Below are 25,519 nucleotides of genomic sequence, written 5' to 3' on the forward strand. Positions count from 1 at the left end.
GAAACCTATGGCACACTTCGGTCATGACGGAGCGGTGGACACGCGAGCGGCGACTCGAGCACACGCGCAGCCTGCTGCTGGACGCCGCCGAGAGCGTGTTCGGCGAAAAGGGCTTCACCTCCGCCACTCTCGATGACATCGCGTATGCGGCGGGGTACACCAAGGGCGCCATCTACAAGCATTTCGCCGCCAAAGAGGACCTGTTTCTGGCCGTCAGCGACCGGTACTGGCGGCGCTACTTCGACAGCTTCGCCGAAGTGATGGCCTCGGCCAGTCGCGTCGGCGCGCACGAACTCGACGCCATCGCCGACCGCTGGCGACAGCTGAGCCTCGACCGTGGCGCCGAGCATGCCGCGCTTGGACTGGAGTTCACGCTGTATCTGCTGCGCAACCCGGAGGCCAGAGAACGGGTCGCCGAGAAGCGGTCGGAAGTCGTCGAGAAACTCGCCGAGTTCATCGTCGCGAGCATGGACAGGCTCGGCGCCACCCTGACCATCCCCGCGCTGACCTTCGCGCAGGCGCTGGTGGCCACCAGCGACTCGGTGATCCTGGGAAGCCAACTCGACCGAGTCGACCTGTACCGGCCCATGATCGAGATGTACACATCGGTGATCAAGCTCCCCGACTGAGCGACCGTCGACCTGGGATCCCATGTTGAAAACGTTTGTTGCCAGTTCGGTGTCATGGGCAGTGCTGCCGTGGTGGATGATGGTCTGGTGGCAGAGATCAAGCGCGGGAGTGTGGCACGAAACGCGAAGTTGGCAGGCCTGGCCGGCGGCATGGCAGGTCGCGCGGCGTTGGGGGTCGGCAAGCGACTGACCGGCAAGTCGAAAGACGAGGTCAACGCCGAGTTGGTGGAGAAAGCCGCCGACCAGCTGTTCAAGGTGCTGGGCGAACTCAAGGGTGGGGCGATGAAGGTCGGCCAGGCCCTTTCCGTGCTCGAGGCCGCGGTTCCCGAGCAGTTCGGCAAGCCGTACCGGGAGGCGCTGACCAAGCTGCAGAAGGACGCCCCGCCGCTGCCGGCGGACAAGGTCCACCGGGTCCTCGACGCCCAACTGGGCACCAAATGGCGGGACCGATTCCAGTCCTTTGACGACACACCCGTCGCGTCAGCAAGCATCGGCCAGGTGCACAAGGCGGTCTGGTCGGACGGGCGCGAGGTCGCCGTCAAGATCCAGTACCCGGGCGCCGACGAGGCCCTGCGGGCCGACCTCAAGACCATGCGGCGGCTGGTCGGCGTGTTCAAGCAGTTGGCGCCCGGCGCGGACGTCCAGGGTGTGGTGGACGAACTGATCGACCGCACCGAGATGGAGTTGGACTACCGCCTCGAGGCGGAGAACCAGCGCGCCTTCGCCAAGGCCTACGACGGCGACCCGAAGTTCCTGGTGCCGCATGTGGTGGCCAGCGCACCCAAGGTCGTGGTCGCGGAGTGGATCGAGGGCATTCCGCTGGCGCAGATCATCCGCGAGGGCACGCAGGAACAGCGCGACCTGATGGCCACGCGGCTCTTCGAGTTCTGCGACGACTCGCCGCGGCGCCTCGAGATGGTGCACGGAGACGCCCACCCTGGGAACTTCATGCTGCTGCCGGGCGACAAGCTCGGCGTGATCGACTTCGGCGCGGTGGCGCCCATGCCCGGCGGGTGGCCCGTGGAACTGGGTCAGATGCTGCGCTACGCGGTCGACAAGAACTACGAGAAGCTGCTGCCGACCATGGAGCACGTCGGATTCATCCAGAAGGGTGAGCAGGTCTCGATCAGCGAGATCGACGACATGCTGCGGCAGTACGTCGAACCGCTGCAAGTGCCGGTGTTCCACTACACCCGCAAGTGGCTGCAGCGGATGACCAACGTCAACTTCGAGAAGGTCTCCGGTCAGCTCAAGACGGCCCGGCAGATGGACATCCCGCCGAAGCTGGCGATCCCGATGCGCGTGCTCGCCTCGGTGGTCGCCATCTCCTGTCAGCTCGACGCACACGTGCCGACGCGGCAGATCGCCGACGCGATGGTGCCCGGGTTCTCCGACCCCGACGCCGTCTGAGTCAGACACGCGAAAGGCCCACCTTCACACGATGATTCGTGTGAAGGTGGGCCTTCTTCGTCGGTGGGTCAGGCGGCTCAGGCTGCGACGACGTCCTTGCGTGGACGACCGCGCGGGCGCTTGCGTGCCACCACCGATCCGCGCTCGACGATCTCACCGCCCCAGACGCCCCAGGGCTCTGCGCGGTCAAGCGCGGCCGACAGGCACTGCCGTCGGATCGGGCACTGCGCGCACAGCACCTTGGCGCGTTCCAACTCGGCGGGAGTCTCGGCGAACCACAGGTCGGGGTCACCGACATGGCACGGCAGCACCGGCAGTTTCTCCTCGCGGACTGTCAGGGCTGACATGTCCTCTCACCTGCTTCCTGGTCTCGTGGCTGACTTGCTTGTCCTCGAGATCCGGGCCGGCGGTGAGATGACACCAAAGAAATTGGCCACGGATCCGGGTGACTTCGGGTCCGTGGCCATGTGGCTGATTCGTGGGCTCCTAGCTGGAACCCCGATACACGGACGCGAATGTCGCGGCGGCGGGACGGCGCTTACGCGGTGCTGCGTGGGCCTGTCCCGCCCAGGCGGCGGCCGCCGCCTGGATGTGCGCTGCGGGAACGACGAAGGTCCCCTGGGCATGCGCGGGTACGGCGGCGGCTACGCCGACGTTCATGGCGGTGCTGATCATCGTGAGGACCTCCTTCCCAGCGCTCGCGTGCGTGAATGGTGCGGGTTCGAGGCTAGACCGTGGGCCGGTGGAACCACAAGCGATTTTCTGACCTGCGGTTTTTCAACTCCGGCCGTGTACCAACTCCAACACGTCCGCACCGAACTGCTCCAGCTTGCGCGCCCCGATGCCCGAGATCGACGTCAGCGCGGCATTGTCGGCGGGCCTGGTCTCCGCGATCGCGATCAATGTGTTGTCGCTGAACACCACGAACGCCGGCACCTTGAGTTCCTGCGCCGTGCGCAGCCGCCACTCCTTGAGCCGCGCGAGCAGGTCGGTGTCGATGTCGGACGCGCACGTCTCACACCGCCCGAGGATCGATGCGGCGGCCGTGGTCAGGTTGGCGTTGCAGACGCGGCAGCGCTTGCTCGCGGCGGACCGCTGGCGGCGCGGGGCGGTGGGCCCGGTGTCCCGGCTGGCCTGCGGCGCGATGCCGTTGAGGAACCTCGACGGTTTACGCGTCTGCCGTCCGCCAGGCGTGCGGCTCAGCGACCAGCTCAGGGCCAGATGCACCCGGGCGCGGGTGACGCCGACATAGAGCAGGCGCCGCTCCTCCTCCACGGCCTCACTGTCCGGGCCGTGCGCCAATGCATGCGAGATGGGCAGCGTGCCGTCGGTGAGCCCGACCAGGAACACCGCATCCCACTCCAGACCCTTGGCCGCGTGCAGCGACGCCAGCGTCACGCCCTGCACGACGGGTGGGTGCCGGGAGTCGGCACGAATCCGCAGTTCGGAGGTCAGCGCCCGCAGGTCCAGTTCGGGGCGGGCGGCCGCCTCGTCGTCGACCAGCTGCGCGAGGGCGTCCAGCGCCTCCCAGCGTTCCCGCACCCGCGCACCCGTCGGCGGCTCCGCCGTCAACCCCAGCGGTTCCAGCAGCGTCCGCACCACCGTCGGCAGGTCTTTATCCGCCCAATCCTGGTCGGCGGCACGCTGCAACACCACCAACGCCTGCCGGATCTCCTGGCGGCTGAAGAAACCCTCGCCGCCGCGCACCTGGAACGCGACACCGGCCTCGGTCAGCGCCTCTTCGTAGACCTCCGACTGCGCGTTGATCCGGTACAGCACCGCGATCTCCGCGGGCGAGACACCCGACTCGATCAGCTTGGTGATCGACTTGGCGGCCGCCTTGGCCTCCGCGACCTCGTCGGGGTAGTCCTGAAACGTCGGCTCCGGTCCGGGATCACGCTGACCCACCAGATGCAGCCTGCTGCCCGCGACCCGGCCGCGCGCGGCGGCGATCACGCGGTTGGCCAGCGACACCACCTGCGGGGTGGAGCGGTAGTCGCGCTCAAGCCGCACCACGGTGGCGTCGGGAAAGCGCCGGGAGAAGTCCAGCAGGTAGCGCGGGGAGGCGCCCGTGAACGAGTAGATGGTCTGGTTGGCGTCGCCGACCACCGTCAGGTCGTCCCGCGAACCCAACCACGCCGACAGCACGCGCTGCTGCAGCGGTGTGACGTCCTGGTACTCGTCGACCACGAAACAGCGGTACCGGTCCCGGAACTCCTGGGCGACGGCCGGATCGTTCTCGATGGCCGCCGCGGTGTGCAGCAGCAGATCGTCGAAGTCCAGCAGCGCGGTCTCGCCGCGGGCCTTGAGGTTCTCGTACCCGGCGTAGACCGCGGCCACGCGCTGTGCGTCCAGCGGGACGTCGCGGGACACCTTCGCGGTCTCGGCCGGGTAGGCCTCAGGGGTGATCAATGACGCCTTGGCCCACTCGATCTCACCCGCGAGGTCTCGCACGTCGTCCGTGCTGACTTTGAGCTTGGCCCGGTTGGCGGCTTGGGCGACGACGGAGAACTTGCTGTCGAGCAACTGCCAGCCGGTGTTGCCGACCACGCGCGGCCAGAAGTAGGACAACTGCCGACGCGCCGCGGCGTGAAAAGTCAACGCCTGCACCGACCCGATCCGCGGCCCGTCGGGATCGGCGGCCTCGATGCTGCGCAGCCGACTGCGCATCTCCCCCGCGGCGCGCGACGTGAAGGTGACCGCCAGGACCTGCGCCGGCGCCACCTGCCCGGCCGAGACCAGGTGGGCGATGCGGTGGGTGATGGTGCGGGTCTTGCCGGTGCCCGCACCCGCGAGCACGCACACCGGCCCGCGCGCAGCCAGCACCGCCTCACGCTGTTCCTCGTCGAGGCCGTCCATGGGCATGCCGATCATCATCCCAGGGTCGGGTGACAAGATGGCGACATGACCGTGAGTGAGACCCCGCTGATCATGTACTCGACGTCGTGGTGCGGATACTGCCGTCGCCTCAAGACCGCGCTGAAGTCGGAGAACATCAGCTACACCGAGGTCGATATCGAGGCCGATCCCGCCTCGGCGGACTTCGTGGCGTCGGTCAACGGCGGAAACCAGACGGTGCCGACCGTGAAGTTCGCCGACGGCACCACGATGACCAACCCGAACATCCGCGAGGTCAAGGCCAAGCTCGCGAGCTGAGCGTCCTCTCCCCTGTCCGCGGGCGGCCGGGTTTGTACAGGATTTGCGGCGTGTCGGCGTACAGACACGGGCGCTCGCGGGGGCACCGCAGGCCGCTCGCGGGGTGGGGGTCAGTCCGTCTCGGCCCAGGATTCGATGATCTCCCGGGCGATCGAAATCGAGCCCGGCAGAAGCAGTCTCGACTCCGTCGCGGCCGCGCTGGACCAGTCCCCCACGTCGAGCGCGGCGCGCACCTCGTCGCGGGTGAACCAGTGCGCCTCGGCGATCTCGCCGTCTTTGAACTCGAACTCCTGATCGGGGTCGGCGAGGGCATGGAAGCCCACCATCAGGGACCGCGGGAACGGCCACGGTTGGCTGCCGAGGTAGCGCACGTCGCGCACCGCGATGCCGATCTCCTCGGAGATCTCGCGGATCACGCACGTCTCGAAGGACTCGCCGGCCTCGACGAACCCGGCCAGCAGCGAGAACATCCGCTCGGGCCAGGCCGCTTGCCGCGCCAGCACGACCCGGTCCGCGCCGTCATGCACCAGGCAGATCACCGCGGGGTCGATCCGCGGGAACTCCTCGACGCCCGTGACCGGGTTGATCCGTGCCCAACCGCCCTTGATTGACCGGGTCGGCGCACCATCGACCGGCGAGAACCGGGCATTGTCATGCCAGTTCAGCAGGGCGGTCGCCGTCGACACCAGTTGTGCGCTGACGTCGTCGAAAACCCTTCCGGTGCGGCGGATGTCGAGGACGGTGGCATCGGCGGCCTCGCCTGGCGGCACCAGCGGGGAGCGGATGGCCCACACGTGCCTGCCGTCGTCGATGCGGCCGAGGAACACCGCATTGTCCGGAGGGGTGTCGCCGAGATCGGCGGTGCCGCCCAGCGCCACTCGGCCATCCACGATGAGCACCTGACCGCGGTTGTCGACCCGCAGGACCGCGGCCGACGCCCAGCCCTCGACCGCCGCGTCGACGTCGGTGCGCAGATGATCGGAGCGGTCGGCGCCCACCCTGGACAGCAGGGGTGTATTGCGCAGTGTGAAATCAGGCACGGTCTTCGCCTCCACTTCGGACATAGAGCAGTCGGTCGCCAAGCTCGAGCGCATCGACCTCGTCGACGCGGTGCAGGTTTCCGCCGCGCACCACACCCAGCACGATGTCGACCAGGTGCTTGGGTGAACCGCCGACCTCCTTGCGCTCCACATCGCGTTCGGCGACCGCGAAGCCCTCGTCGGGGGTCAGCAGGTCCTCGATGAGTTCCACGACGTTGGGGGTGCTGGTTGCGATGCCGAGCAGGCGGCCCGCGGTCTCCGAGGAGACCACCACCGAGTCGGCGCCGGACTGCTGCAGCAGGTGCTGGTTCTCTGCCTCGCGGATGGAGGCGATGATCTTGGCCGTCGGCGCCAGTTCGCGCGCCGTCAGCGTGACCATCACCGCCGTCGGATCGCTGTTGGTGGCGACGATGATCGACTTGGCGTGCTGCGCCCCGGCCAGGCGCAGGACGTCGGACTTGTTGGCGTCACCGTGCACCGTCACGAGACCGGCGGCGCTCGCGCGGTCCAGTGACGGCTGATCGGTGTCCACGACGACGATCTCGCCGGGCGGGACGCCGTCGCCGATCATCGCCGCGACGGCCGTCTTTCCCTTTGTGCCGTAGCCGATGACGATGGTGTGGTTGCGCACGGTGTTCCTCCAGCGCTGGATCTTGAGGGCCTGCCGCGACGCCGCGGTCAGCGTCTCCACGGTGGTGCCGATGAGCACGATCAGGAACGCCACCCGCAGTGGCGTGATGACCAGGACATTGATCAGTCGCGCGGTCGCGGTGACCGGGGTGATGTCGCCGTAGCCCGTGGTCGACAACGACACGGTGGCGTAGTACAGGCAGTCCAGGAACGACAGGCCGCCCGGCACCGGATCGTCGGAGATGTCCCGGTAGCCGTCACGGTCGAGGTAGACGATGAGCACGGCCGCGAACAGCGCGAGCAGCGCGTAGATGACGCGCATGAAGATCCTGCGCCCCGGGCTGACGAACTGCTCCGGGATGTGCAGATGTTCGACCAGCGCGGCGTCCGGCTTGGCCGTCAACGTCTCGTCGAGTCGGCGCAGGCGCCTGCGCATTCTGTTTTTAGCCACGATGCTCTGTCATCGACTCCGGCACTGCTCGCCGCACGTCATCATGTAACCATGACGTCCTTCCGTTCCGCGCCGGGAACCGCCCTGACCGACACCGACCGGCGTGCCGGAGAACGCGCCGCGCACCGGTTGGCCGCCCTGCTGGGCGGTGTCGGGGTGCTGCATTTCGTGGCCCCCGGGCCATTCGACTCGATCATCCCAGTCGAGCTTCCCGGCAGCGCCCGCACCTACACCTATGCCTCGGGGGTCGCCGAACTGGCGACTGCGGGCCTGCTCGCGGCCCCAGCCACCCGCAGGCTGGGCGCCACCGCCGCGGTGGCACTGTTCCTCGCGGTGTTCCCGGGCAACCTCAACATGGTCCGCCTGTGGTGGGACAAGCCCTGGATCATGCGGATCGCCGCCATCGCCCGGCTTCCGCTGCAGATCCCGATGATCACCGAGGCCCTCAAGGTGCGCCGGCTGTCGTAGCGGCAGGATCGGCGTCGCGCAGCATCTGTTCGAGTTCCTCGCGGGACGGCAGGTCCTCGGGCTCCACCGTCTGACCGCTGCGCACGTAGTGGAAGGCCCCCCGCACCGACGACTCCTCGCATCCGTTGAGCGCGGCCCAGGCCAACCGGTACACCGCGAGCTGGATCGCGGCCGTGCGCATCCCGTCGGCGTCGGCGGGTGGTGCACCGGTCTTCCAGTCCACCACCGTGAACCCGTCGTCGTCCGCGAAGACCGCGTCGATGCGTCCCCGCACGACACGGCCCGCGACGGTCATCTCGAACGGCACCTCGATGTCGATCGGCGTGCGGGCGGCCCATCGCGAACTCATGAATTCCGCCTGCAGATCCGCCAGTTCCTCGGCCTGCGCCCGGGCGTGTTCGCCGTCGACCGCGCCGGGCAGGTCGTCGAGGTCGAAGAGCCGGTCCGCTCCGTAGAACCGCTGCACCCAGTCGTGGAATGCCGTGCCGAGCAGCGAGTGTGGGTCCGGGCGCTGCGGCACCCGGCGATTCAGCCTGGCCAGTGCCGCGCCTGCATCCTTGCCGAGTTCGACCAGGGTGCTCACCGACAACAGGTTGGGCAGCGCCGCGGACGCCGCGGCGGGCTGCTCGGCACGTTCGGCGAGCAGCGCGTCGACGTCGGCGACCCAGCCGTACTGGTCGTCGTCCGCGACGATCTCCTCATCCATGGCCGCAGCGACCAGGGCGGCGCCACGCTCAACCTCGGAGCGGTTGCCAGCCAACGGGTCGACTGGCCAACTGGCTTCGACCACGTTGTCCCGCAACGGGTTCTGCTCCGATGACGGAGGATCGGCGGCCCACTGCACCACCTCGCCGCATGGCCGCCCCTCGGCCGCCGCGGTCTCGATGATGTCCTTGAGTTCGCACAGGAAGTCTGAGGGGCCGCGGGGTTTGGTCTCGGTGGCGCCCCAGTGGTGGCCGGACAGCAGCAGCGTGTCCTCCGAGCGGGTGATGGCCACGTAGAGCAGTCGCCGTTCCTCGTCGATGCGCCGCTGCTCCAACTGCGCGCGATGGGCGTCGATGGTGTCCGACAACTGCTTTCGATGGGTCACCGCGTCGGTGTCGAGGACGGGAACCCCGTGCGCGCCAAGTTCGGCGCGGTCACCGCGCAGCAGTGGCGGCAGGTCGGCCGGATCGGTCAGCCATGTCCGCGCATTCGCCGTGGACGGGAACACCCGGGCCGACAGATGCGGCACCGCGACGATCTCCCACTCCAACCCCTTGGCCGCATGCACCGTCAGGATCTGGATCCGGTCCGCGGACACGGACACCTCCGCGGGTGCCAACCCGTTCTCCACGTCCTCGGCGACCGTGAGATATCCCAGAAGTCCATGGATGTCCGTGCGGGCCAGAGGTGTTCGCGCGGCATAGGCATCCACCACCGCCGCGAACGCGTCCAACTGCTCGGCGCCGAGCGAGTCGGGGCCCACATGCTTAGCCCGCGCCTCGGTGTCGACGCCCAGCCTGCGGCGCACCTCGGCCACCAGGTCCGGCACCGGCCGGTCCAGATGGCCGCGCAACACCGTCAACTCCTCGGCCAGCGCACAGATGCGCTCGTAGCCCGCGGCCGAATACTCTTCGGCCGGACCGGGATCGCAGATCGCGTCGGCCAGCGAGGCGACGTCGGTGTCGGGACGCAGTTGGGCCAGCACCTGATCGACGGAACCGTCGTCGCGTGGGCGGTCGTCCAGATCGCGCGCCCGGTTCCACAGTGCGGTGAGGTCACGCGCACCCAACCGCCACCGCGGCCCGGTGAGCACCCGCATGGTCGCGGCACCGGCGGTCGGATCGGCGACCGTGCGCAGCATCGCGACCACGTCGGCGACCTCCTCCACAGCGAGCAGTCCCGCCAGACCGACGACCTCGACGGGAAGTCCGCGTGCCCGCAGGGCCTCCGCCATGGGAACCGCGTCGGCGTTGCGGCGCACCAGAACCGCCGCGGTGGGCGGGTTCTGCGGGCCAGCGTCGGCGAACGCCTGCGCCATCTGGTCGGCGACCCAGTCCCGCTCGACGGCCACATCGGAGCACAGCGCGCAGCGCACCGTCCCCGCGCCCGCGTCGGGGCGCGCGCGCAGTTCACGCACCTCGACCGACCGGCGCCGCGCCTCGGCGGAGATCGCATTGGCCACCTGCAGCGTGCTCGGCGGATTGCGCCAACTGGTGCGCAGTTCCAGCGTCGGGGCCGGTGTCCCGTCGGCGCACGGGAAGTCGGTGGCGAACCGCGGCAGATTGGTCGCCGAGGCGCCGCGCCAGCCGTAGATGGACTGGATCGGGTCCCCCACCGCGGTCAACGCCAACGACTCGTCGACGCCACCGCCGAACAGCGCCGACAACGCGACGCGCTGCGCGTGCCCGGTGTCCTGGTACTCGTCGAGCAGCACGACCCGGAAGCGCTGCCGCAGGGCAGCGCCGACGCTCGGAAAGCGCGTCACCAGTTGCGCTGCGGCCGACATCTGCATGCCGAAGTCCATCGCCTTCTCGGCCCGAAGCCGCTGATGCAGTGCGTCGATGAGCGGCACGAGTTCGGCGCGTTGGGTCTGGACGGCCAGCATCTTCAGCAGCCACTGGTTGGGCCCGCGGTCCCGCTGGTTCGGGCCCGGCGGCAGCGTGTGCACGAGCCGTTCCAGTTCCAGGTGGGTGTCACGCAGTTGGTCGGTGCTGACCATGTGTTCCGCCAACTGCGAGGACAGTCCCAAGACCATCTTGGTCACCGCGGCGGGTGTCTTGTCGGTCTCCAGATCCCCGGGGTGGGCGCACACGACGTCGAAGGCCAACTGCCACAGTTCGGTCTCGCTGAGCAGACGGGTGTCGGGCTCGACGGGCAGCAGCAGACCGTGGTCGCGCAGCAGCGATCCGGCGAAGGCGTGATAGGTGCTGACCGTGACGGGCTCGTGCGAACTGGCCTCCATCAGGCCCGTGCCGGCCAGCCGGGACAGCCGGGAGCGCACGCGACGCAGAAGCTGACCCGCGGCCTTGCGGGTGAAGGTCAGGCCCAGCACCTGGTCGGGTGTCGCGTAGCCGTTGGCGACCAGCCACACGACCCGCGCCGCCATGGTCTCGGTCTTGCCCGCACCCGCGCCCGCGATGACGACCAGCGGTCCCAGCGGGGCCGAGATGACGGCCGCCTGCTCGTCGGTCGGGGTCGGCAGGCCCAGGGCGTCGGCCAATTCGGCCGGACTGTACTGCGGCATGTCATACACCTTCCGGTGCGCTTGCGGGGCGGTTGTGAGCGGGGCAGCTGCGGCGGACCGGGCAGTGCGCGCAGCCGTCGTTGACGCGCGCGGTGAACTCCGGCCCGGCCGTCGCCGCCGCGGCCTGGTGCACATCGGTCCGCCACGTGTCGCGGGCCTCGGCACCCATCGGATCCTGTTCACGCTGAGCGGCTCCCGAGGCACCGGACTTGCCGATGTAGACCAGCCTGCCGCCGCCGGGCTCGATGCCCTCGGGCAGCAGGCCCGCCGCGACCGCGAGCTGATATGCCGCCAGTTGCGCGTGCTGCTGCGCATCGTCCTTGCTGACCGGGGTCTTGCCGGTCTTGACGTCGACGATCACCAGGCGGTCCTCGGCGTCGCGCTCCAACCGGTCGATGCGCCCGCGCAACCGGACCGCGGGATCGGCCGGGTCGGCCGCCTCCAGCACGCCGTCGACCTCGACCTCGGTGCCGACCTCGGTGAGCTCGCCTCGGGACTCCTCGCGCCAGCGGGTGAACGTCTGCACCATGGCGCGGTGCCGCGCAAGCTCATTGCGGGCGAACCACTGCGACTCGAACGGCAGTTGATCCCAGACCGCGTCGAGACGGGCCAGCATGGCCGTCTCGTCGGCGCCGGGCTCGGCGATCAGGGCGTGGACCAACGTCCCCAGCGCCGAACGGAGTTCACGCGCATCGGTGCCGCCGTGCCGCTCCATGAGCCAGCGCAGCGGGCAGTCCTGCAACTGCTGCAGCGTCGACGGCGACAATGTGACGGTGTGGGTCTCGCCGGGCTCGGCGGACCAGCGCGGCTCCTCAGTGCTCACCGCGGTTAAACCCTGCCACTGCGCGGGGTCGGCCCCCGGCACACCGGCCTTCGCGAGCCGGGCCAACTGCGTTGCCGCACAAGCCCTCTCATCAGCGTCGACGGCGGCGTCCGGGGCGCACACCACGGCCCGCAGCCGGCCCACCACCGCGGGAACCGACAGCACCGGCGGAGCCACCACGGGCGTCATCTGCCCCGGCACGGCCTCGTCGGTCGCGAACCTGGCGATGTCGCGGAAGAACGGTGACGGAACGCGCAGGCCGTCATCGGAGTCGGTGGCGGTGCCGTCGACCGCGGTGACGACGAGCCGCCTGCGTGCGCGGCCTACCGCGGTGATCAGCAGGCGCCGCTCGTCGGCGATCAGCGGCGCCCGGTCGGACACGTCGGCGCCGATCCCGTCGAGCACGTCCATCAGCCGCTGGGTGCCCAGCACCCCGCCGCGCGGAATCGTGTTCGGCCACAGGCCCTCCTGAAGGCCCGCGATCACCACGGTGTCCCACTCCCGGTCCAGCGCCTGGTGCGGGCTCAGGATCGCCACCTCCTCGGCCGGGTGGTCGGGTTGGGCCGCACGGATCGGCAGCTGCCATGCCCGCACGGTGCTCACCAGACCGGCCACCGTGGCGCCCGCTGTCCGCGACACGTACTGGTCTGCCGCCTCGAACAACGCGGTCACCGCGTCGAGGTCGGCGTTGGCATGCCGCCCCGCCTCCCCGCCGCGCTCGACGGCGTTGACCAGCCTGCGCTGCAGGCCACTGCGGTGCCAGGCCTGCCACAGCGTCGTCCGCGGATCAGCCTGCTGCCGAAGGGTTTTTGAGGCCGCGGCCAGTACGGTGTGGACCCGGCGGAGGGGGCGGGCGAGCGCGGGTGCCAGCGCCGCCGACGGTCCGTCGGTCAGCGCCGCGATCAGCAGTTCGGAGAAGTCCCGTGCCGGGTCGATCCGGCGCAGCGCGCGCCGAAGTTGGCGCAGTGTGACCGGATCGACCCGTCCGATCGGACCCGTGACGAGTTCCTGGGCATGCTCGGCGGTCAGGCCGTCGACCGCGGCCGACAACACCGTCAGCAGCGCACGCACGGTGGGGTTGTACGCCAGCGGCGGATGCGTGGCGCCTCCCGCGACGGGCACCCCCGCGTTCGCGAGTACGCGCGGCAGCATCGCCCCGACACCGCCCACCGACCGCGCGATGACGGCCATCTGCGACCACGGCACCCCGTCGATCAGGTGGGTGCGTCGCAGCGTGTCCGCGATGACCGCGGCCTCGGCCTGCTCGGAGGCGGCCAGCGTCGTGATCACCTGGCCGGGTTCTGAGGTGGCGCTGCCGAGTTCACGGATGGGCCCGGACCCCGGAAGCTGACGGGCCAACCCGTCGACCACGGCCGCGACACGGTCGGCGCAGCGGTGGGACGCGGTGAGGGTGACCGCGGGCCACTCGGATTCGAGCAGCAGCGCCGGGTCGGCGCCACGGAACTTGAACGCCGCGCGATTCGGGTCCCCCGCGAACACCGCGAGGTCGGCTCCGGCGGCCAGCACGCGCGCCAGCAGAGCGGCCTGCGGGTCGAGGTGCTGTGCGTCGTCGACCAGGAGCACCCGCACACGCGCCCGTTCGGCCGCCAACAGGTCGGGGTCGCCGCCGAGGGCCTCGAGCGCCGCACCGACCAGTTCGGCGGCGCCGAGTGCGGGCACCGTGGCCTGCGGAGCTGCGGTCCCGACCGCCGAGCGCAACAGCATGACCTGCTCGTACTGCTGTGCGAACCGGCCTGCGGCAACCCATTCGGGCCGTCCCGCGGACCGCCCGATCCGCTGCAGTTGCCGTGGGTCGACGCCGCGTTCGGTGCAGCGTGCCAGCAGGTCACGCAGTTCGGTGGCGAACCCCGCGGTGCCCAGCGCCGCGTGCAGCGTCGCCGGCCAGTACGCCGCGCCGTCCTCGAGGTCACCGGCCAGGAGTTCACGGATCACGCCGTCCTGTTCGGCGCTGGTGATCAACCGCGGCGGCGGGTCACCGACACGCTGGGCGGCCAACCGCAGCACGCCGAACGCGTACGCGTGCACCGACCGCACCAGCGGTTGCCGCACGACCGCACGACCCGACCCGGGGTCGGCCGCCGTGAGCAGCGCGGCCGTCAGCGTGCTGCGCACCCCGGCGCTGACCCGCCCCGAACCGGTGAGCAGCAGAACGGATTCCGGGTCGGTGCCCGCGGCGATCCGCGTGCTCGCGATGTCGACCAGCAGGCTTGAGGTGCCGGTCCCGGGGCCACCCAGCACACGCACGGTGCCGCGCCGGTCGGTGTCGAGGATCTGACCGACGGCGCCGTCCCAGTGCCGCGTTCCAGCCGAGGAGGCCTCGGCGGTGGCGGTGTGCGGTGTGACCATGCGGGAATGACATCACAGGCCTCCGACAAGCTGTCCCGCCCGCGGCGGCACCTGGCAGGATCTACAGGTCGTGAGCCCTCTGCATGTGCACCGACACGGACCCGCCGGACCCGCCCAGGTGCTGGCCGTCCACGGCCTGACCGGCCATGGTCAGCGCTGGCAGGTCCTCGCCGACACCCACCTCCCCGACGTCACGCTCGTGGCCCCGGACCTGCTCGGGCACGGTCATTCCCCGTCGTCGGCGCCCTGGACGATCGAAGCGAATGTCGCTGCGCTGGCACAGGTTCTCGACGAGACCGCCGAGGGTCCGGTGGTGGTGGTGGGCCACTCGTTCGGCGGTGCGATCGCCCTGCACCTGGCGGCCACGCATCCCGACCGGGTCAGGGCGCTGGTCCTGCTGGACCCCGCTGTCGGGTTGGACGGGTCCTGGATGCACGACATCGCCGAGTCGATGTTCGCCTCGCCGGACTACACCGACCGTGCCGAGGCCCGCCACGAGAAGAGCAGCGGTTCGTGGGGCGATGTCGACGACACGCAACTCGACGCCGAACTCGACGAACACCTCGTCGAACTGCCCAACGGCAGGGTCGGGTGGCGCATCTGCATTCCCGCGATGATGTCCTACTGGAGCGAACTGGCGCGCGATGTCGTGTTCGCGCCCAAGGGGATTCCGACCACGCTGGTGCGTGCCACCCGCACGTCACCGCCGTATGTGACCGCCGAACTGATCGAAGGCCTCAAGTCTGGCCAGGGTGCGCAGTTCACGCTGGTCGACCTCGACTGTGATCACATGGTCTCCCAGGCCAAACCTGCCGAGACCGCGCACCTGATCCGGGCCGCGCTGGAGTCCTGACATGCCCGCGGTGACCGATGAGCAGGTCGAACGCGTACGCGCGCTCGTCGCATCGATCCCGCCCGGACGCGTGGCCACCTACGGTGACATCGCCTCGGCAGCAGGGCTTTCCAGCCCGCGCATCACGGGGTGGATCATGCGGACCGACTCCTCAGACCTGCCCTGGCACCGCGTGATCTCGGCGTCCGGACGGCCCGCGGAGCACCTGCGCACCCGGCAGTTGGAACTGCTGCGCGCCGAGGGCGTCCTGGCCTCCGACGGCCGGGTCAGGCTGACCGGCCCTGACTCCGTGCGTCACGTGTTCGATCTCGCCTAAAGCGCGAGGCGCACCAATGCCGCCGTGCGGGCCAACCCGGGGAACGCCGAGGCGGTCGCGCGTGGGTGCAGAGCGTGCACGGCCAGCCGGAACATCAACGCGCGCAGCAGCATCTGCGGCCACTCGGGCAGGGCGCTCCAACGCTCGATCAGACCGTCGTCGGCGTCACCCCAGGCGAGCGCGTCGACGACCACGACGCCGGCGGCCCAGGACGGCGGCCGCCAGTATGGCGTGATGTCGGTGATGCCGGGCGCCGCGGTGCCGGCGAACAGCACGGTGCCGTGCAGATCTCCGTGCACCAGCTGGTTCGGACTCTTGGTGGGTCTGCGCAGCCCGGCGAGCTGATTGATCAGGTCGACGGAGCGCTGGCCGTCCGCCGAGCCGGGGCCCACCCTGGCCTCCGACGGCAGCGAATGCAGCGGACGCTCCTCCCACGCCGCGCGGTCGGCGGCGACGAACACGTCGACGTCGGCCCAGGGCAGCGCGGGCGGCTGGGTCAGGAAGCGCGGACGCTCGAGTTTTGCGGTGGCCTCGTGCAACCGGACCGCGGCCGAGACCACCTCGTCGTGACGAGGCTCCGGGGTGCCCGACACGTAGGTGTCGGCCCGCCAGCCCGAGACGACGTAGCGGCCGTCGGTGGATCGCACGGGCCGGGCCAGTCGCACGCCGTCGACGAACAGGGTCTCGCGAACCTTCGCCGACCATGCGGCGCGGGCGTGGTCGGCGACCAGCGACAGCACCACCTCACCGCAGCGCCAGCCACCCTCCCAGGCGGAACCCAGGGACGTCGGCGTCGATCCGGTCAGACCGAACGCCGCCAACACATGCTCGGGCGGCTGCTCATCGGTCACAGCAATCACCCTATAGTCGGGCGGCCCGCAAACCTGCACGCTGACCTGTTGTGTCGCGCAAGTTGCCGGATCAGTACATCACCATGTCGGGTTCGTACTGCTTGGCCCAGGCGGTGATCCCGCCCTGCAGATGCACCGCGTCGGCGAATCCGGCCTTCTTGACCGCGGCCAGCGCCTCAGCGGACCGAACACCGGTCTTGCAGTACAGCACCGCGAGCCGGTCCTGCGGCATCTTGGCCAGGCCCGCACCGGACTCCAGGGTCGACTTGGGGATGAGTTCGGCACCGGCGATGTGGTTGATGTCCCACTCGACGGGCTCACGCACGTCGATCAACGCCAGATTGCGGCCTGAGTCGATCAGTTCACGCAGTTCACGCGGCGTGATGGTGGAATCGGCCGCCGCGGCGGCAGCGTCCTCGGAGACCGCACCGCAGAACAACTCGTAGTCGATGAGTTCGGTGATCTTCGGCGTCGACGGATCCTTGCGGATCTTGATGGTGCGGTACGTCATGTCCAGCGCGTCATACACCATGAGCCGGCCCAGCAGGGTCTCGCCGATGCCCGTGATCAGCTTGATGGCCTCAGTGCCCATGACCGACGCGATCGAGGCGCACAGGATGCCCAGCACACCGCCCTCGGCACAGGACGGGACCATGCCCGGAGGCGGCGGCTCGGGGTAGAGGTCGCGGTAGTTCAGGCCCAGTCCGTCGGGGGCGTCCTCCCAGAACACTGACACCTGACCTTCGAAGCGGAAGATCGAGCCCCACACGTACGGCTTGCCCGCGAGCACGGCGGCATCGTTGACGAGGTAGCGGGTGGCGAAGTTGTCGGTGCCGTCGAGAATCAGGTCGTACTGCGCGAACAGATCGACCGCGTTCTCCGGTTCCAGCCGCAACTCATGCAGGTTGACCTGGACCAGCGGGTTGATCTCGCGGATCGAGTCGGCGGCGCTCTGCGCCTTGGACCGGCCGATGTCGGACTGGCCGTGGATGATCTGGCGCTGCAGGTTCGACTCGTCGACCACGTCGAACTCGACGATGCCGATGGTGCCGACGCCGGCCGCGGCCAGGTACAGCAGGGTCGGCGAGCCGAGGCCGCCGGCACCGATGACCAGCACTCGAGCGTTCTTCAGCCGCTTCTGTCCGTCGACGCCGAGGTCGGGAATGATCAAGTGCCTGCTGTATCGCGCGACCTCCTCGCGAGTGAGCTCGGCGGCCGGTGAAACCAGCGGTGGCAATGTGGACACGAAGTGACTCCTCAGGGATGGTGACCTTCACCAATTGTCTCAAAGCGCGTGACACATCAACACGGGAGGCGGGCAGGAACTTCCCAGCCGGGTGTGCGTCACACTCCGAGCGGCCCTCGCGGGTCAGGCGATGGGATACGGCCAGGGGTTGAACCGGCACGTCTTGTCGTCGGCCTTGATCCAGTCCGGATCGAACTTGGCCGCGTCGACGTTGGAGGTGGAGAAGGTCTGCTGCATCATCACCGGGGCCAGCGCGCCGTTCTCGTCGCACGCCTCGTGGTGCTGATAGCCGATGGCGTGCCCGACCTCGTGGTTGATCAGGTACTGCCGGTAGGACCCGATGTCGCCCTGGAACGGCACCGCACCGCGGACCCAGCGCGCCTCGTTGAGGAACACCCTGGGTTCCTGGGGGGCACCCGGCACGGGTCGATAGGCGGGGTTGTAGCACGAGGCCTCGAGTTGGATCTCGTAGCCACAGCCCTCGCGGATGGTGATCGGCGACGTCAGCGACACCCGGAAGTCCGGCTCCCCGGAGTCGATGCGCGTGAACGCGAACTGCGGGTTGTGGATCCAGCTCTTGGGATTGGCCAGCGTCTGGTCGACCATCCGGGCGAACGCGTCGTCGCCGCCGAAAGACGTTGTGTCGACGCCGTCCTCGACCTCGACGGTGTAGCGGAACACCTTGGCGCTGCCCGTCCCGACCTGCGGTGTGCCGCCCGGGATGACGCGCCACGTGCGCTCGCCTGCCTCGGTGTACGGACCGCCGTCGGGCAGGATTCCGGTGGGCAGGTCGGCGTCGAACTGCGTGAGCCCGCGCGGAGGCGCGCCGATGATCGCGGTGCCCTCCGCGCCGATCGTCGGAGGCCCGTGGACCTCCTCGGTGGCAACCGGCGTCCCACCGCTCGCGCCGGTGATCGTCTGATAGATCACCATCACCGTCACCACCACCAGCGGGGGCAGCGCATAGGCGCGCCAGCCGTAGGTGGACACGAACCGCCCGAGCCAGGTGCGTTTGCGCCAGCGCTGGTGTTCTTCGCGGTTGGCACGGCTGCGCCCGGAGTCGCTGGCCAACGGGTCGCGTTGTGCGCGCAGCGGCTCGCGCCACTCGTTGCGCAGCACAGGCACGCGATTTCCCCCGCGACGCCCCGGGTCGTAGGTCACCGACCAAGGATGGCACAGCGGGCAGCGGGCGGGCTCCCGGCGCGCCAGCAAGAGCGACGCAGGGGCGCCGTACCCAGGGTTTCGCAGTTCCGGGTAGTACTGTCGTTGCGACGAGCCATCATGCCGGGCGCTCCAGCCCGAGCAGCTCGATGAGGACAAAGACAGAGGATTTGATGAGCGATCTCGCCAACACAGGCGCACGGCGAGGTGCCAGAACGGCCAACACACAGCGAACTGAACGGGCCGCCGCCACGACGAACCGCCGCGGTAACCGGCTCCCCCGTGACGAACGTCGCGGGCAGCTGCTGATCGCGGCCAGCGAGGTGTTCGTCGACCGCGGCTATCACGCCGCGGGCATGGATGAGATCGCCGATCGCGCCGGCGTCAGCAAGCCGGTCCTCTACCAACACTTCGCCAGCAAGCTGGAGCTGTACCTCGCGGTGCTGGCCAAGCATGTCGAGAACCTGGTCTCCGGGGTTCGGCAGGCGCTGCGCACGACCACCGACAACCGCCAGCGCGTGCGCGCTGCCGTGCATGCCTTCTTTGACTTCATCGAGCATGACGGCCAGGGCTACCGGCTGATCTTCGAGAACGACTACGTGACCGAGCCTCAGGTGTCCGCCCAGGTCAAGGTCGCCACCGAGGCGTGCACCGACGCGGTGTTCGACCTGATCAGCCACGACTCGGGGCTGGATCCGCACCGTGCCCGCATGATCGCCGTGGGTCTGGTGAGCATCAGCGTCGACTCGGCGCGCTACTGGTTGGACAATGCCCGCCCCATCACCAAAGACGACGCCGTCGAAGGCACCGTCCAGTTCATCTGGGGCGGGCTGTCACACGTTCCGCTGACCCGGTCCTGATCGGAGCCCGGGTCCGGCCGACCTAGTCGGTGTTCGGCGGCGTCACCGGACCGGCACCGATTCCGAATCCCACCCGACGGCTGTCGGCGGGTCCCAGTTCGACATAGGCGACACGCGTTGCCTGGATCAGGAAGCGCCGGCCCTTCTCGTCGGTGAGGCTCAGCAGGCCGGCCCCCTCGGACAGCGCGGCACTCACCGACTTCTCCAGCTCATCAGGTGTCTGTGTGCTGTTGAAGACGAGCTCACGCGGGCTGTCCGTGACACCGATCTTGACCTCCACGCCGGACCCTTTCCGTTCAGATTCGCAGAAAACTGCGGCGCCCCGAGATACGAGCGCGCTGTACAAGAAGGCTAGTGCACGCTCGAGGACCCGCGCCGCACCAGGCGTTCGCGGTCAGCGAAGCCTCCCGGCGGACAGCGCTGACCTGCCCGGATGAACTTGGTCACCAAAGTCCGACACACCCCGCGCGCTGCGCCGCGGCAGATGCCCGCCCCGATACCATTCCCGTGAAGGATGTGACTGGAGTGATCAAAGTGATTTCGAGCGCCGAAGGCGAGGTGACCCGATGAGCAAGCCCTACTGGAGCGGTACGGGAACGCGGGGCGGTAACACCTACGCCGACGAGTCCCAGCACTCCACCGACTCCGATGGCCACAGCACCGAGTCCTACCAGTCGGCCTACAAGGCCGACGGGACCTACGACACGTACGACACCGGTGCGACCGAGATTCTCGACTACGAGGATTACGACGACTACGACGATTTCGAGCACGACCGCGACACCCGCTGGCGGTGGATCGCCGGCGCCGCCGCCGCAGTGCTGTTCGTCTCAGTCGTCGCGATCGCCACAGTGCTCGGCAACGACAGCGCCACGTCCACCGCGACTTCCACGCAGACCAGCGCGGCCGAGGCCCCGGTGCAGGACGCCGCGCCCACGTCGACCACACCGCGCACCGTCATCGCGACGGTGCCGCCCGGCCCCGGTCCGTCCGCACCGCTGGCGCCCGAGACCGTCGTGACCGTCACCACCACGCCGTCGGCCACGCATCCGTCGCCCGCCGAACTGCCGCCGCCCCCGCCGGTCGAGGGTGTCGCACCCGAACGCATCATCACCTACTCGGTCACGGGCAATCGGCAACTGTTCGACCTGGTCACCGTCATCTACACCGACGAACAGGGCTTCCCGCGCACCGATCTGAATGTGGCGCTGCCGTGGTCGCGCACGGTCGTGCTGAACCCGGGCGTGGAGACACAGTCGGTCACGGCGACCAGCGTGACCGGTCAGCTGAACTGCACGATCACCGACGCCACCGGAGCGGTCACCGTCGCCCAGGGCAACAACTCGCTGATCGCGACCTGCACCAAGTAGCCGCGGAACTCAGGCCAGGCCGAGTTCGGCCATCCGTGCCGCGTGGGTGTTCTGCAGCCTGTCGAAGAACTCGGTGATCTGGCCGAGCCCGCCTGTACCGGACACCACGAGGTCCACCAGCTCGTCGTGCTCGGCCAGCACATACTGCGCCTGGGTGATCGCCTCACCGAGCAGTCGGCGCGACCACAGCGCGAGCCTTGAGCGGTGCACGTCGCTGGCCGCGACCGCGTCCCGGACCTCGGCCACCACGAACTGTGAGTGACCCGTCTCGGCCAGCACCCCGCGGACCACGTCGGCGACCTCATCGGGCAGCACGTCGGCGATCTCGAGGTAGAAATCGGCTGCCAGCGCATCGCCGACGTAGGTCTTCACCAACGCCTCGAGCCACGTGCTGGGCGTGGTCAGACTGTGGTAGTCGTCGAGCGTCGGGGCGTACTCCGTCATCTTCGTGACGACGTCGACTCCCCTGCGCTGCAACGCATCTCGCAGGAGTTCGTAATGCCCCATCTCGGCGGCGGCCATGCTCGCCATGTTGATCCGCCCCGTCAGATTCGGAGCCATCCGAGCCTCGTCGGTGAGGCGGTAGAACGCCGCCACCTCGCCGTAGGCCAGAAGCGCGAAGAGCTTGTCGACACCGGGATGATCGGCGGGCACTCGGGGGGTCTGCGCAGACTCCTGCGGTGAGGACTCGGGGCCGGCCGCGGGCTGCGTCGAACTCATGGGGTCACTGTAACGATTGGCGGTTGCGGCCAGACGCGGGCGGCACCGTTGAAGTCACCGTAAGCCGCCCCAGCGGAGCCGACCAGTTACAATGGTTTGCGGAAGGCTCATATTCACCGCCTTCCGAGGAAATGTGCGTGCACGTGCACGGCCCGCCTCGAAGCTTTTTTCCAGCGCTGGGCCCAGCGGATTCGGTGTCCCGAGACACCGAGGTTGTCTCTCTACGACTCGTGCGCGCGAGATGACGCGACGAGAACTACAGACGAGCTGACACCTCGGAATTTGACTCGCAAGACACCGAAAGGTTGCACACCTCCTTTATGACTCAGTTACAGACTCCCGCCGACCACACGTTTGCCCAGCTCGGCGTTGATGACGCGATTGTGCGCGCGCTCGCCGAGGAGGGCATCGAGCACCCCTTCGCCATCCAGGAGCTGACGCTTCCGCTCGCACTGGCCGGCGATGACCTGATCGGCCAGGCGCGCACCGGCATGGGCAAGACCTACGCGTTCGGCGTCCCGCTCCTGCACAAGATCATCAGCGATCCCAGCCGCCCTCTCTCCGGCGCACCGCGTGCGCTGATCGTGGTGCCCACCCGCGAACTGTGCGTTCAGGTCTACGGCGACCTCGCGGGCGCCGGCAAGTACCTGACCGCCCCCGCCGCCGACGGCGACGGCACCCGCCCGCTGTCGGTGGTGTCCATCTACGGCGGCCGGCCCTACGAGCCACAGATCGAGGCGCTGCGCAACGGCGCCGACGTGGTCGTCGGCACCCCGGGCCGACTCCTCGACCTCGCGCAGCAGGGACACCTGCAGCTCGGCGGTCTGTCGGTGCTGGTCCTCGACGAGGCCGACGAGATGCTCGACCTCGGCTTCCTGCCGGACATCGAGCGCATCCTGCGCCTCACCCCGGACTCGCGCCAGTCGATGCTGTTCTCGGCGACCATGCCGGATCCGATCATCACGCTCGCGCGCACGTTCATGAACCAGCCCACCCACATCCGGGCCGAGGCGCCGCATTCGGCCGCCACCCACGACACCACCACGCAGTTCATCTACCGCGCCCACGCGCTCGACAAGGTCGAACTCGTCACCCGGGTGCTGCAGGCGGAGGGCCGCGGCGCGACGATGGTCTTCACCCGCACCAAGCGCACCGCGCAGAAGGTCGCCGACGAGCTCGCCGAGCGCGGCTTCAAGGTCGGCGCCGTGCACGGTGACCTCGGCCAGATCGCCCGCGAGAAGGCGCTGAAGTCCTTCCGCACCGGTGACGTCGACGTCCTGGTCGCCACCGACGTGGCCGCCCGCGGCATCGACATCGACGACGTCACCCACGTCATCAACTACCAGATCCCCGACGACGAGCAGTCCTACGTGCACCGCATCGGCCGCACCGGCCGCGCGGGAAAGACCGGTGTCGCGGTGACCCTGGTCGACTGGGACGAGCTGCCCCGCTGGACCATGATCAACAAGGCGCTGGGCCTGGACTGCCCGGAACCCGCCGAGACGTACTCGAGCTCGCCGCATCTGTTCGAGGAACTGGGCATTCCGGCGGACGCGACCGGGTCGATCGGGACCCCGCAGAAGAAGGTCACCAAGCGTCGCGAAGAGCGGACCGAAACCATCTCCAGCGGCGGGAGCGACAAGCCCCGCCGGAACCGTGAGCGCCGTCGCACCCGCGGAGGCAAGACGCTGACCGGGCACGTCGAGGGCACCACGGCCGACACCGACACCGCGGGCGCCGACGCTCCCACGGCCGCTGCCGGTGAGGACGGCGCCGAGGCCACGCGTGCACCGCGTCGCCGGCGTCGCCGCGGGCCCCGCAAGCCCGCCGCCGAAGCCAGCGTCACCGCCGGCTGACCGGCGCCGATGGTCAGACCGGAGCGCCGCACCCGCGGCGACATCGTTGCGGCCGTCGCGATCATCGCGATCGTCGCCGTCGCCGCCGTGGCGATCTGGTGGACCAGTGATGCCCGCGCAACACTGAGTCAGCCCGCGGCCACACCGTCGACCAGCGTCCCACCCGCAGGCGAAGTCCCCGACGAGCTGCGCGAACTCTGGGCCGCGCCGAGCGCCGCGACCACCATGCCCGTGGTGGCCAGCGGAACCGTGGTGACCGGCGACGGCCGCACGGTGCACGGCCGCAACCCGGACACCGGCGAGCCTGTCTGGACCTATGCGCGCGATCTCGACCTGTGCGGGGTGACCTGGATCTACCAGTACGCCGTCGCGGTGTACCCCGACGTTCGTGGCTGTGGGCAGGTCAGCACGATCGACGCGTCCACGGGTCGTCGCGGCCCGTCCCGCACCGGCTACGCCGACAAGCGTGTGGAACTGTCCTCCGACGGCACCGTCGCGCTGGCCACCGGCGCGACCAGGCTGGAGCTCTGGCGCTCCGACATGGTGCGGGTGATCGGGTACGGCGAGGTGGACGCGCGGGTCAAGCCCAACCACACCGGTGTCGGCAAGGGCTGCACAATCCTGTCCGCCGCGGCCAGCCCGTCGGCCGTCTCACTGCTGCAGACCTGTGCGGGTGAGGCGGACGTCCGGTTGACCCTGCTGCGACCGGGCAAGGACGACGACGAGCCCGAACTGCGCGATATCCCGCAGGCCGGCGTGCCCTCGAGCGCGGGACCGCGCGTGCTGGCGGTCTCCGACACCAACACCGCGGTCTACCTCCCGACGCCCAAGCCCCGCGTCTCGGTGGTCAACGACGTCGGCACGGAGACCTCGAGCACGCCGGTGAGCGCGCCGCCGTCGATGGCCGATCCGGAAAGCTCGGTGACTCGGGCAGGCAGCCTGGTCACGTGGTGGACCGGCCGATCGGTCATGGTGTTCAACTCCGACAAGCTGACGCACAAGTACACCGTCAACGCCGAGGAGAACATCGTCCCGCTGGGACCGGCGACCATCATGGCCGACAAGCTGCTCATCCCCGTCACCGGCGGGGTCGGCGTCTACGACGTGTCCGACGGGCACCTCGAACGCGTCATCGACGTCGAGCGCCGCGGCATGGAGTCCGGTGTCGGAGTGATTGTGCCCACCGTTGTCGGTGCGACGCTGCTCGAGCAGCGCGGACGCACCCTCGTCGCGCTCGGATAGGGCGCTCACACCTCCGGTGTGAAGGTCTCCAGCTTCTTGCCCGACTTCCAGTACTTGAGCAGGCTCGTGGCCAACTCGCGGTAGGCGTGAGCACCCTTGTTCTTGCGCCCGGCGATCACCGAGGACCCCGACGCCGTCGCCTCCGCGAAACGCACGGTGCGCGGGATGGGCGGTGCCAGCAGCGCCAGTCCGTAGCGGTCGACGACGTCGAACAGCACGTCGCGGCTGTGCGTGGTGCGTGAGTCGTACAGCGTCGGAAGCGCGCCGAGCAGGTTGAGGTCGGAATTGGTGATCTGCTGGACGTCGGAGACCGTCCGCAGGAACTGACCCACGCCACGATGCGCGAGCGTCTCGCACTGCAACGGCACGAGCACATCATCTGCCGCGGTCAACCCGTTGAGGGTGAGCACGCCCAGCGACGGCGGGCAGTCGATGATCACGACGTCGAAATCATCGGCGACCTTGGCCAGTGCGCGCTTGAGCGCATACTCGCGACCTGCGCGCATCAACAGCATCGCCTCGGCCCCCGCCAGGTCGATGTTGGCCGGCAGCAGCGTGATCCCCTCGCTGGTCTGCACCAGCGCGGCGTTCGGTTCAACCTCCCCCAGCAGAACCTCATGCACCGAGACCGGGAGCTTGTCCGGATCCTGGCCCAACGAGAACGTCAGACAGCCCTGCGGATCGAGATCCACAAGCAGGACGCGTCTGCCCGCCTCCACCATCGCAGCACCCAACGACGCCACCGTCGTCGTCTTGGCCACCCCGCCCTTCTGATTGGCCACCGCCAACACCTTTGTCCCCACGGCGCCATACTGTCACGTGCGGCATCCGCCCGCCCGGA

At 69.3% G+C, this 25,519-nt stretch carries 23 protein-coding genes; 10 read left to right on the forward strand and 13 right to left on the reverse strand.

The genetic code is table 11. The features are described from left to right. The first annotated feature begins 23 nt into the window (after positions 1–23). Together G6N34_RS16830 and G6N34_RS16835 are read left to right on the forward strand one after the other, a co-directional pair. A complete protein-coding gene (locus tag G6N34_RS16830) occupies positions 24–629 on the forward strand; it encodes a TetR/AcrR family transcriptional regulator (RefSeq protein ID WP_085148649.1) in 606 nt (201 codons plus the stop codon). A gap of 72 nt (positions 630–701) precedes the next feature. Next, positions 702–2,039, forward strand: a complete 1,338-nt coding sequence (locus G6N34_RS16835; RefSeq protein ID WP_085149973.1) for a macrolide-binding ATPase MABP-1 — start codon at positions 702–704, stop codon at positions 2,037–2,039. A 77-nt stretch (positions 2,040–2,116) separates the two neighbouring features. Here G6N34_RS16835 and G6N34_RS16840 read toward each other — a convergent pair whose 3' ends face one another. The 3 genes from G6N34_RS16840 to G6N34_RS16850 form a co-directional block, all read right to left on the reverse strand. Beyond that, positions 2,117–2,386 carry a WhiB family transcriptional regulator gene (locus G6N34_RS16840; RefSeq protein WP_085148652.1) on the reverse strand — a complete coding sequence of 90 codons (270 nt, stop codon included), beginning with the start codon at positions 2,384–2,386 and terminating at the stop codon, positions 2,117–2,119. Between the two features lie 139 nt (positions 2,387–2,525). Next, positions 2,526–2,714, reverse strand: a complete 189-nt coding sequence (locus G6N34_RS16845; protein ID WP_085148655.1) for a hypothetical protein — start codon at positions 2,712–2,714, stop codon at positions 2,526–2,528. A gap of 102 nt (positions 2,715–2,816) precedes the next feature. Then, entirely contained in the window at positions 2,817–4,913 is a 2,097-nt protein-coding gene (locus G6N34_RS16850) for an ATP-dependent DNA helicase UvrD2 (RefSeq protein WP_085149975.1), read from the reverse strand. A 30-nt stretch (positions 4,914–4,943) separates the two neighbouring features. Between G6N34_RS16850 and G6N34_RS16855 the strand changes: the two genes are divergently transcribed. Next, positions 4,944–5,195: a mycoredoxin gene (locus G6N34_RS16855; RefSeq protein ID WP_109788283.1), complete on the forward strand. Its 252-nt coding sequence runs from the start codon at positions 4,944–4,946 to the stop codon at positions 5,193–5,195. Between the two features lie 110 nt (positions 5,196–5,305). On the opposite strand, the gene nudC is transcribed toward G6N34_RS16855, so the two are convergent. Next, positions 5,306–6,235, reverse strand: coding sequence for an NAD(+) diphosphatase (gene nudC / locus G6N34_RS16860; protein WP_109788327.1), 930 nt, complete (start codon positions 6,233–6,235; stop codon positions 5,306–5,308). Next, the gene (locus G6N34_RS16865) at positions 6,228–7,316 is read right to left on the reverse strand and encodes a potassium channel family protein (protein WP_085148661.1); all 1,089 of its coding nucleotides are present in this window, start codon (positions 7,314–7,316) and stop codon (positions 6,228–6,230) included. Before G6N34_RS16865 ends, nudC begins: the two co-directional genes overlap by 8 nt. 51 nt (positions 7,317–7,367) lie before the next feature. On the opposite strand from G6N34_RS16865, the gene G6N34_RS16870 reads away from it, so the two are divergent. Further along, on the forward strand, positions 7,368–7,784 hold the full coding sequence (locus G6N34_RS16870) for a DoxX family protein (protein WP_085148664.1): 417 nt from the start codon (positions 7,368–7,370) through the stop codon (positions 7,782–7,784). Here the strand turns inward: G6N34_RS16870 and G6N34_RS16875 are convergent. Both G6N34_RS16875 and G6N34_RS16880 read right to left on the reverse strand, forming a co-directional pair. Beyond that, complete coding sequence (locus tag G6N34_RS16875; RefSeq protein ID WP_085148667.1) at positions 7,762–11,013, reverse strand: ATP-dependent helicase; 3,252 nt, start codon at positions 11,011–11,013, stop codon at positions 7,762–7,764. The genes G6N34_RS16870 and G6N34_RS16875 overlap by 23 nt on opposite strands. A 1-nt stretch (position 11,014) precedes the next feature. Beyond that, positions 11,015–14,203, reverse strand: a complete 3,189-nt coding sequence (locus G6N34_RS16880; protein WP_085148670.1) for an ATP-dependent DNA helicase — start codon at positions 14,201–14,203, stop codon at positions 11,015–11,017. Between the two features lie 70 nt (positions 14,204–14,273). Between G6N34_RS16880 and G6N34_RS16885 the strand changes: the two genes are divergently transcribed. Then, positions 14,274–15,056: an alpha/beta fold hydrolase gene (locus G6N34_RS16885; RefSeq protein ID WP_085148673.1), complete on the forward strand. Its 783-nt coding sequence runs from the start codon at positions 14,274–14,276 to the stop codon at positions 15,054–15,056. Between the two features lies 1 nt (position 15,057). Beyond that, positions 15,058–15,372, forward strand: coding sequence for an MGMT family protein (locus tag G6N34_RS16890; protein WP_085148676.1), 315 nt, complete (start codon positions 15,058–15,060; stop codon positions 15,370–15,372). Here G6N34_RS16890 and G6N34_RS16895 read toward each other — a convergent pair. The 3 genes from G6N34_RS16895 to G6N34_RS16905 all read right to left on the reverse strand — a co-directional run bounded on the left by G6N34_RS16895 (position 15,369) and on the right by G6N34_RS16905 (position 18,630). Further along, on the reverse strand, positions 15,369–16,223 hold the full coding sequence (locus G6N34_RS16895; RefSeq protein WP_085148679.1) for a TIGR02569 family protein: 855 nt from the start codon (positions 16,221–16,223) through the stop codon (positions 15,369–15,371). The genes G6N34_RS16890 and G6N34_RS16895 overlap by 4 nt on opposite strands. A gap of 70 nt (positions 16,224–16,293) precedes the next feature. Beyond that, a complete protein-coding gene (gene moeZ / locus G6N34_RS16900; protein WP_179965836.1) occupies positions 16,294–17,460 on the reverse strand; it encodes an adenylyltransferase/sulfurtransferase MoeZ in 1,167 nt (388 codons plus the stop codon). A gap of 132 nt (positions 17,461–17,592) precedes the next feature. Then, a complete protein-coding gene (locus G6N34_RS16905) occupies positions 17,593–18,630 on the reverse strand; it encodes a DUF3152 domain-containing protein (protein ID WP_085148685.1) in 1,038 nt (345 codons plus the stop codon). A gap of 173 nt (positions 18,631–18,803) precedes the next feature. On the opposite strand from G6N34_RS16905, the gene G6N34_RS16910 reads away from it, so the two are divergent. Further along, a complete protein-coding gene (locus G6N34_RS16910) occupies positions 18,804–19,490 on the forward strand; it encodes an HTH-type transcriptional activator FasR (protein WP_085148688.1) in 687 nt (228 codons plus the stop codon). 22 nt (positions 19,491–19,512) lie between these two features. Here the strand turns inward: G6N34_RS16910 and G6N34_RS16915 are convergent, their stop codons facing one another. Continuing rightward, on the reverse strand, positions 19,513–19,770 hold the full coding sequence (locus tag G6N34_RS16915; RefSeq protein ID WP_085148691.1) for a DUF3107 domain-containing protein: 258 nt from the start codon (positions 19,768–19,770) through the stop codon (positions 19,513–19,515). A gap of 286 nt (positions 19,771–20,056) precedes the next feature. On the opposite strand from G6N34_RS16915, the gene G6N34_RS16920 reads away from it, so the two are divergent. Then, a complete protein-coding gene (locus G6N34_RS16920) occupies positions 20,057–20,860 on the forward strand; it encodes a hypothetical protein (RefSeq protein ID WP_109788284.1) in 804 nt (267 codons plus the stop codon). Between the two features lie 9 nt (positions 20,861–20,869). Here the strand turns inward: G6N34_RS16920 and G6N34_RS16925 are convergent, their stop codons facing one another. Beyond that, entirely contained in the window at positions 20,870–21,580 is a 711-nt protein-coding gene (locus G6N34_RS16925; protein ID WP_085148695.1) for a ferritin-like fold-containing protein, read from the reverse strand. Between the two features lie 320 nt (positions 21,581–21,900). On the opposite strand from G6N34_RS16925, the gene G6N34_RS16930 reads away from it, so the two are divergent. Both G6N34_RS16930 and G6N34_RS16935 read left to right on the forward strand, forming a co-directional pair. After that, positions 21,901–23,436: a DEAD/DEAH box helicase gene (locus G6N34_RS16930; RefSeq protein ID WP_085148698.1), complete on the forward strand. Its 1,536-nt coding sequence runs from the start codon at positions 21,901–21,903 to the stop codon at positions 23,434–23,436. Between the two features lie 9 nt (positions 23,437–23,445). Beyond that, on the forward strand, positions 23,446–24,678 hold the full coding sequence (locus G6N34_RS16935; protein ID WP_085148701.1) for an Rv3212 family protein: 1,233 nt from the start codon (positions 23,446–23,448) through the stop codon (positions 24,676–24,678). A 5-nt stretch (positions 24,679–24,683) separates the two neighbouring features. On the opposite strand, the gene G6N34_RS16940 is transcribed toward G6N34_RS16935, so the two are convergent. Next, entirely contained in the window at positions 24,684–25,481 is a 798-nt protein-coding gene (locus G6N34_RS16940; protein ID WP_085148704.1) for a ParA family protein, read from the reverse strand. Between the last annotated feature and the right edge of the window lie 38 nt (positions 25,482–25,519).

This window comes from Mycolicibacterium confluentis (assembly GCF_010729895.1).
Lineage (GTDB): Bacteria > Actinomycetota > Actinomycetes > Mycobacteriales > Mycobacteriaceae > Mycobacterium > Mycobacterium confluentis.

What these genes read in the sequence shown, in the direction of transcription:
- G6N34_RS16830 (WP_085148649.1), top strand. Translation starts at nt 24, where the DNA reads ATGACGGAGCGGTGGACACGCGAGCGGCGACTCGAGCACACGCGCAGC.
- G6N34_RS16840 (WP_085148652.1), bottom strand. Translation starts at nt 2,386, where the DNA reads ATGTCAGCCCTGACAGTCCGCGAGGAGAAACTGCCGGTGCTGCCGTGC.
- G6N34_RS16845 (WP_085148655.1), bottom strand. Translation starts at nt 2,714, where the DNA reads ATGATCAGCACCGCCATGAACGTCGGCGTAGCCGCCGCCGTACCCGCG.
- G6N34_RS16850 (WP_085149975.1), bottom strand. Translation starts at nt 4,913, where the DNA reads ATGATCGGCATGCCCATGGACGGCCTCGACGAGGAACAGCGTGAGGCG.
- G6N34_RS16855 (WP_109788283.1), top strand. Translation starts at nt 4,944, where the DNA reads ATGACCGTGAGTGAGACCCCGCTGATCATGTACTCGACGTCGTGGTGC.
- G6N34_RS16870 (WP_085148664.1), top strand. Translation starts at nt 7,368, where the DNA reads ATGACGTCCTTCCGTTCCGCGCCGGGAACCGCCCTGACCGACACCGAC.
- G6N34_RS16875 (WP_085148667.1), bottom strand. Translation starts at nt 11,013, where the DNA reads ATGCCGCAGTACAGTCCGGCCGAATTGGCCGACGCCCTGGGCCTGCCG.
- G6N34_RS16880 (WP_085148670.1), bottom strand. Translation starts at nt 14,203, where the DNA reads ATGGTCACACCGCACACCGCCACCGCCGAGGCCTCCTCGGCTGGAACG.
- G6N34_RS16890 (WP_085148676.1), top strand. Translation starts at nt 15,058, where the DNA reads ATGCCCGCGGTGACCGATGAGCAGGTCGAACGCGTACGCGCGCTCGTC.
- G6N34_RS16910 (WP_085148688.1), top strand. Translation starts at nt 18,804, where the DNA reads ATGAGCGATCTCGCCAACACAGGCGCACGGCGAGGTGCCAGAACGGCC.
- G6N34_RS16920 (WP_109788284.1), top strand. Translation starts at nt 20,057, where the DNA reads ATGAGCAAGCCCTACTGGAGCGGTACGGGAACGCGGGGCGGTAACACC.
- G6N34_RS16925 (WP_085148695.1), bottom strand. Translation starts at nt 21,580, where the DNA reads ATGAGTTCGACGCAGCCCGCGGCCGGCCCCGAGTCCTCACCGCAGGAG.
- G6N34_RS16930 (WP_085148698.1), top strand. Translation starts at nt 21,901, where the DNA reads ATGACTCAGTTACAGACTCCCGCCGACCACACGTTTGCCCAGCTCGGC.
- G6N34_RS16935 (WP_085148701.1), top strand. Translation starts at nt 23,446, where the DNA reads ATGGTCAGACCGGAGCGCCGCACCCGCGGCGACATCGTTGCGGCCGTC.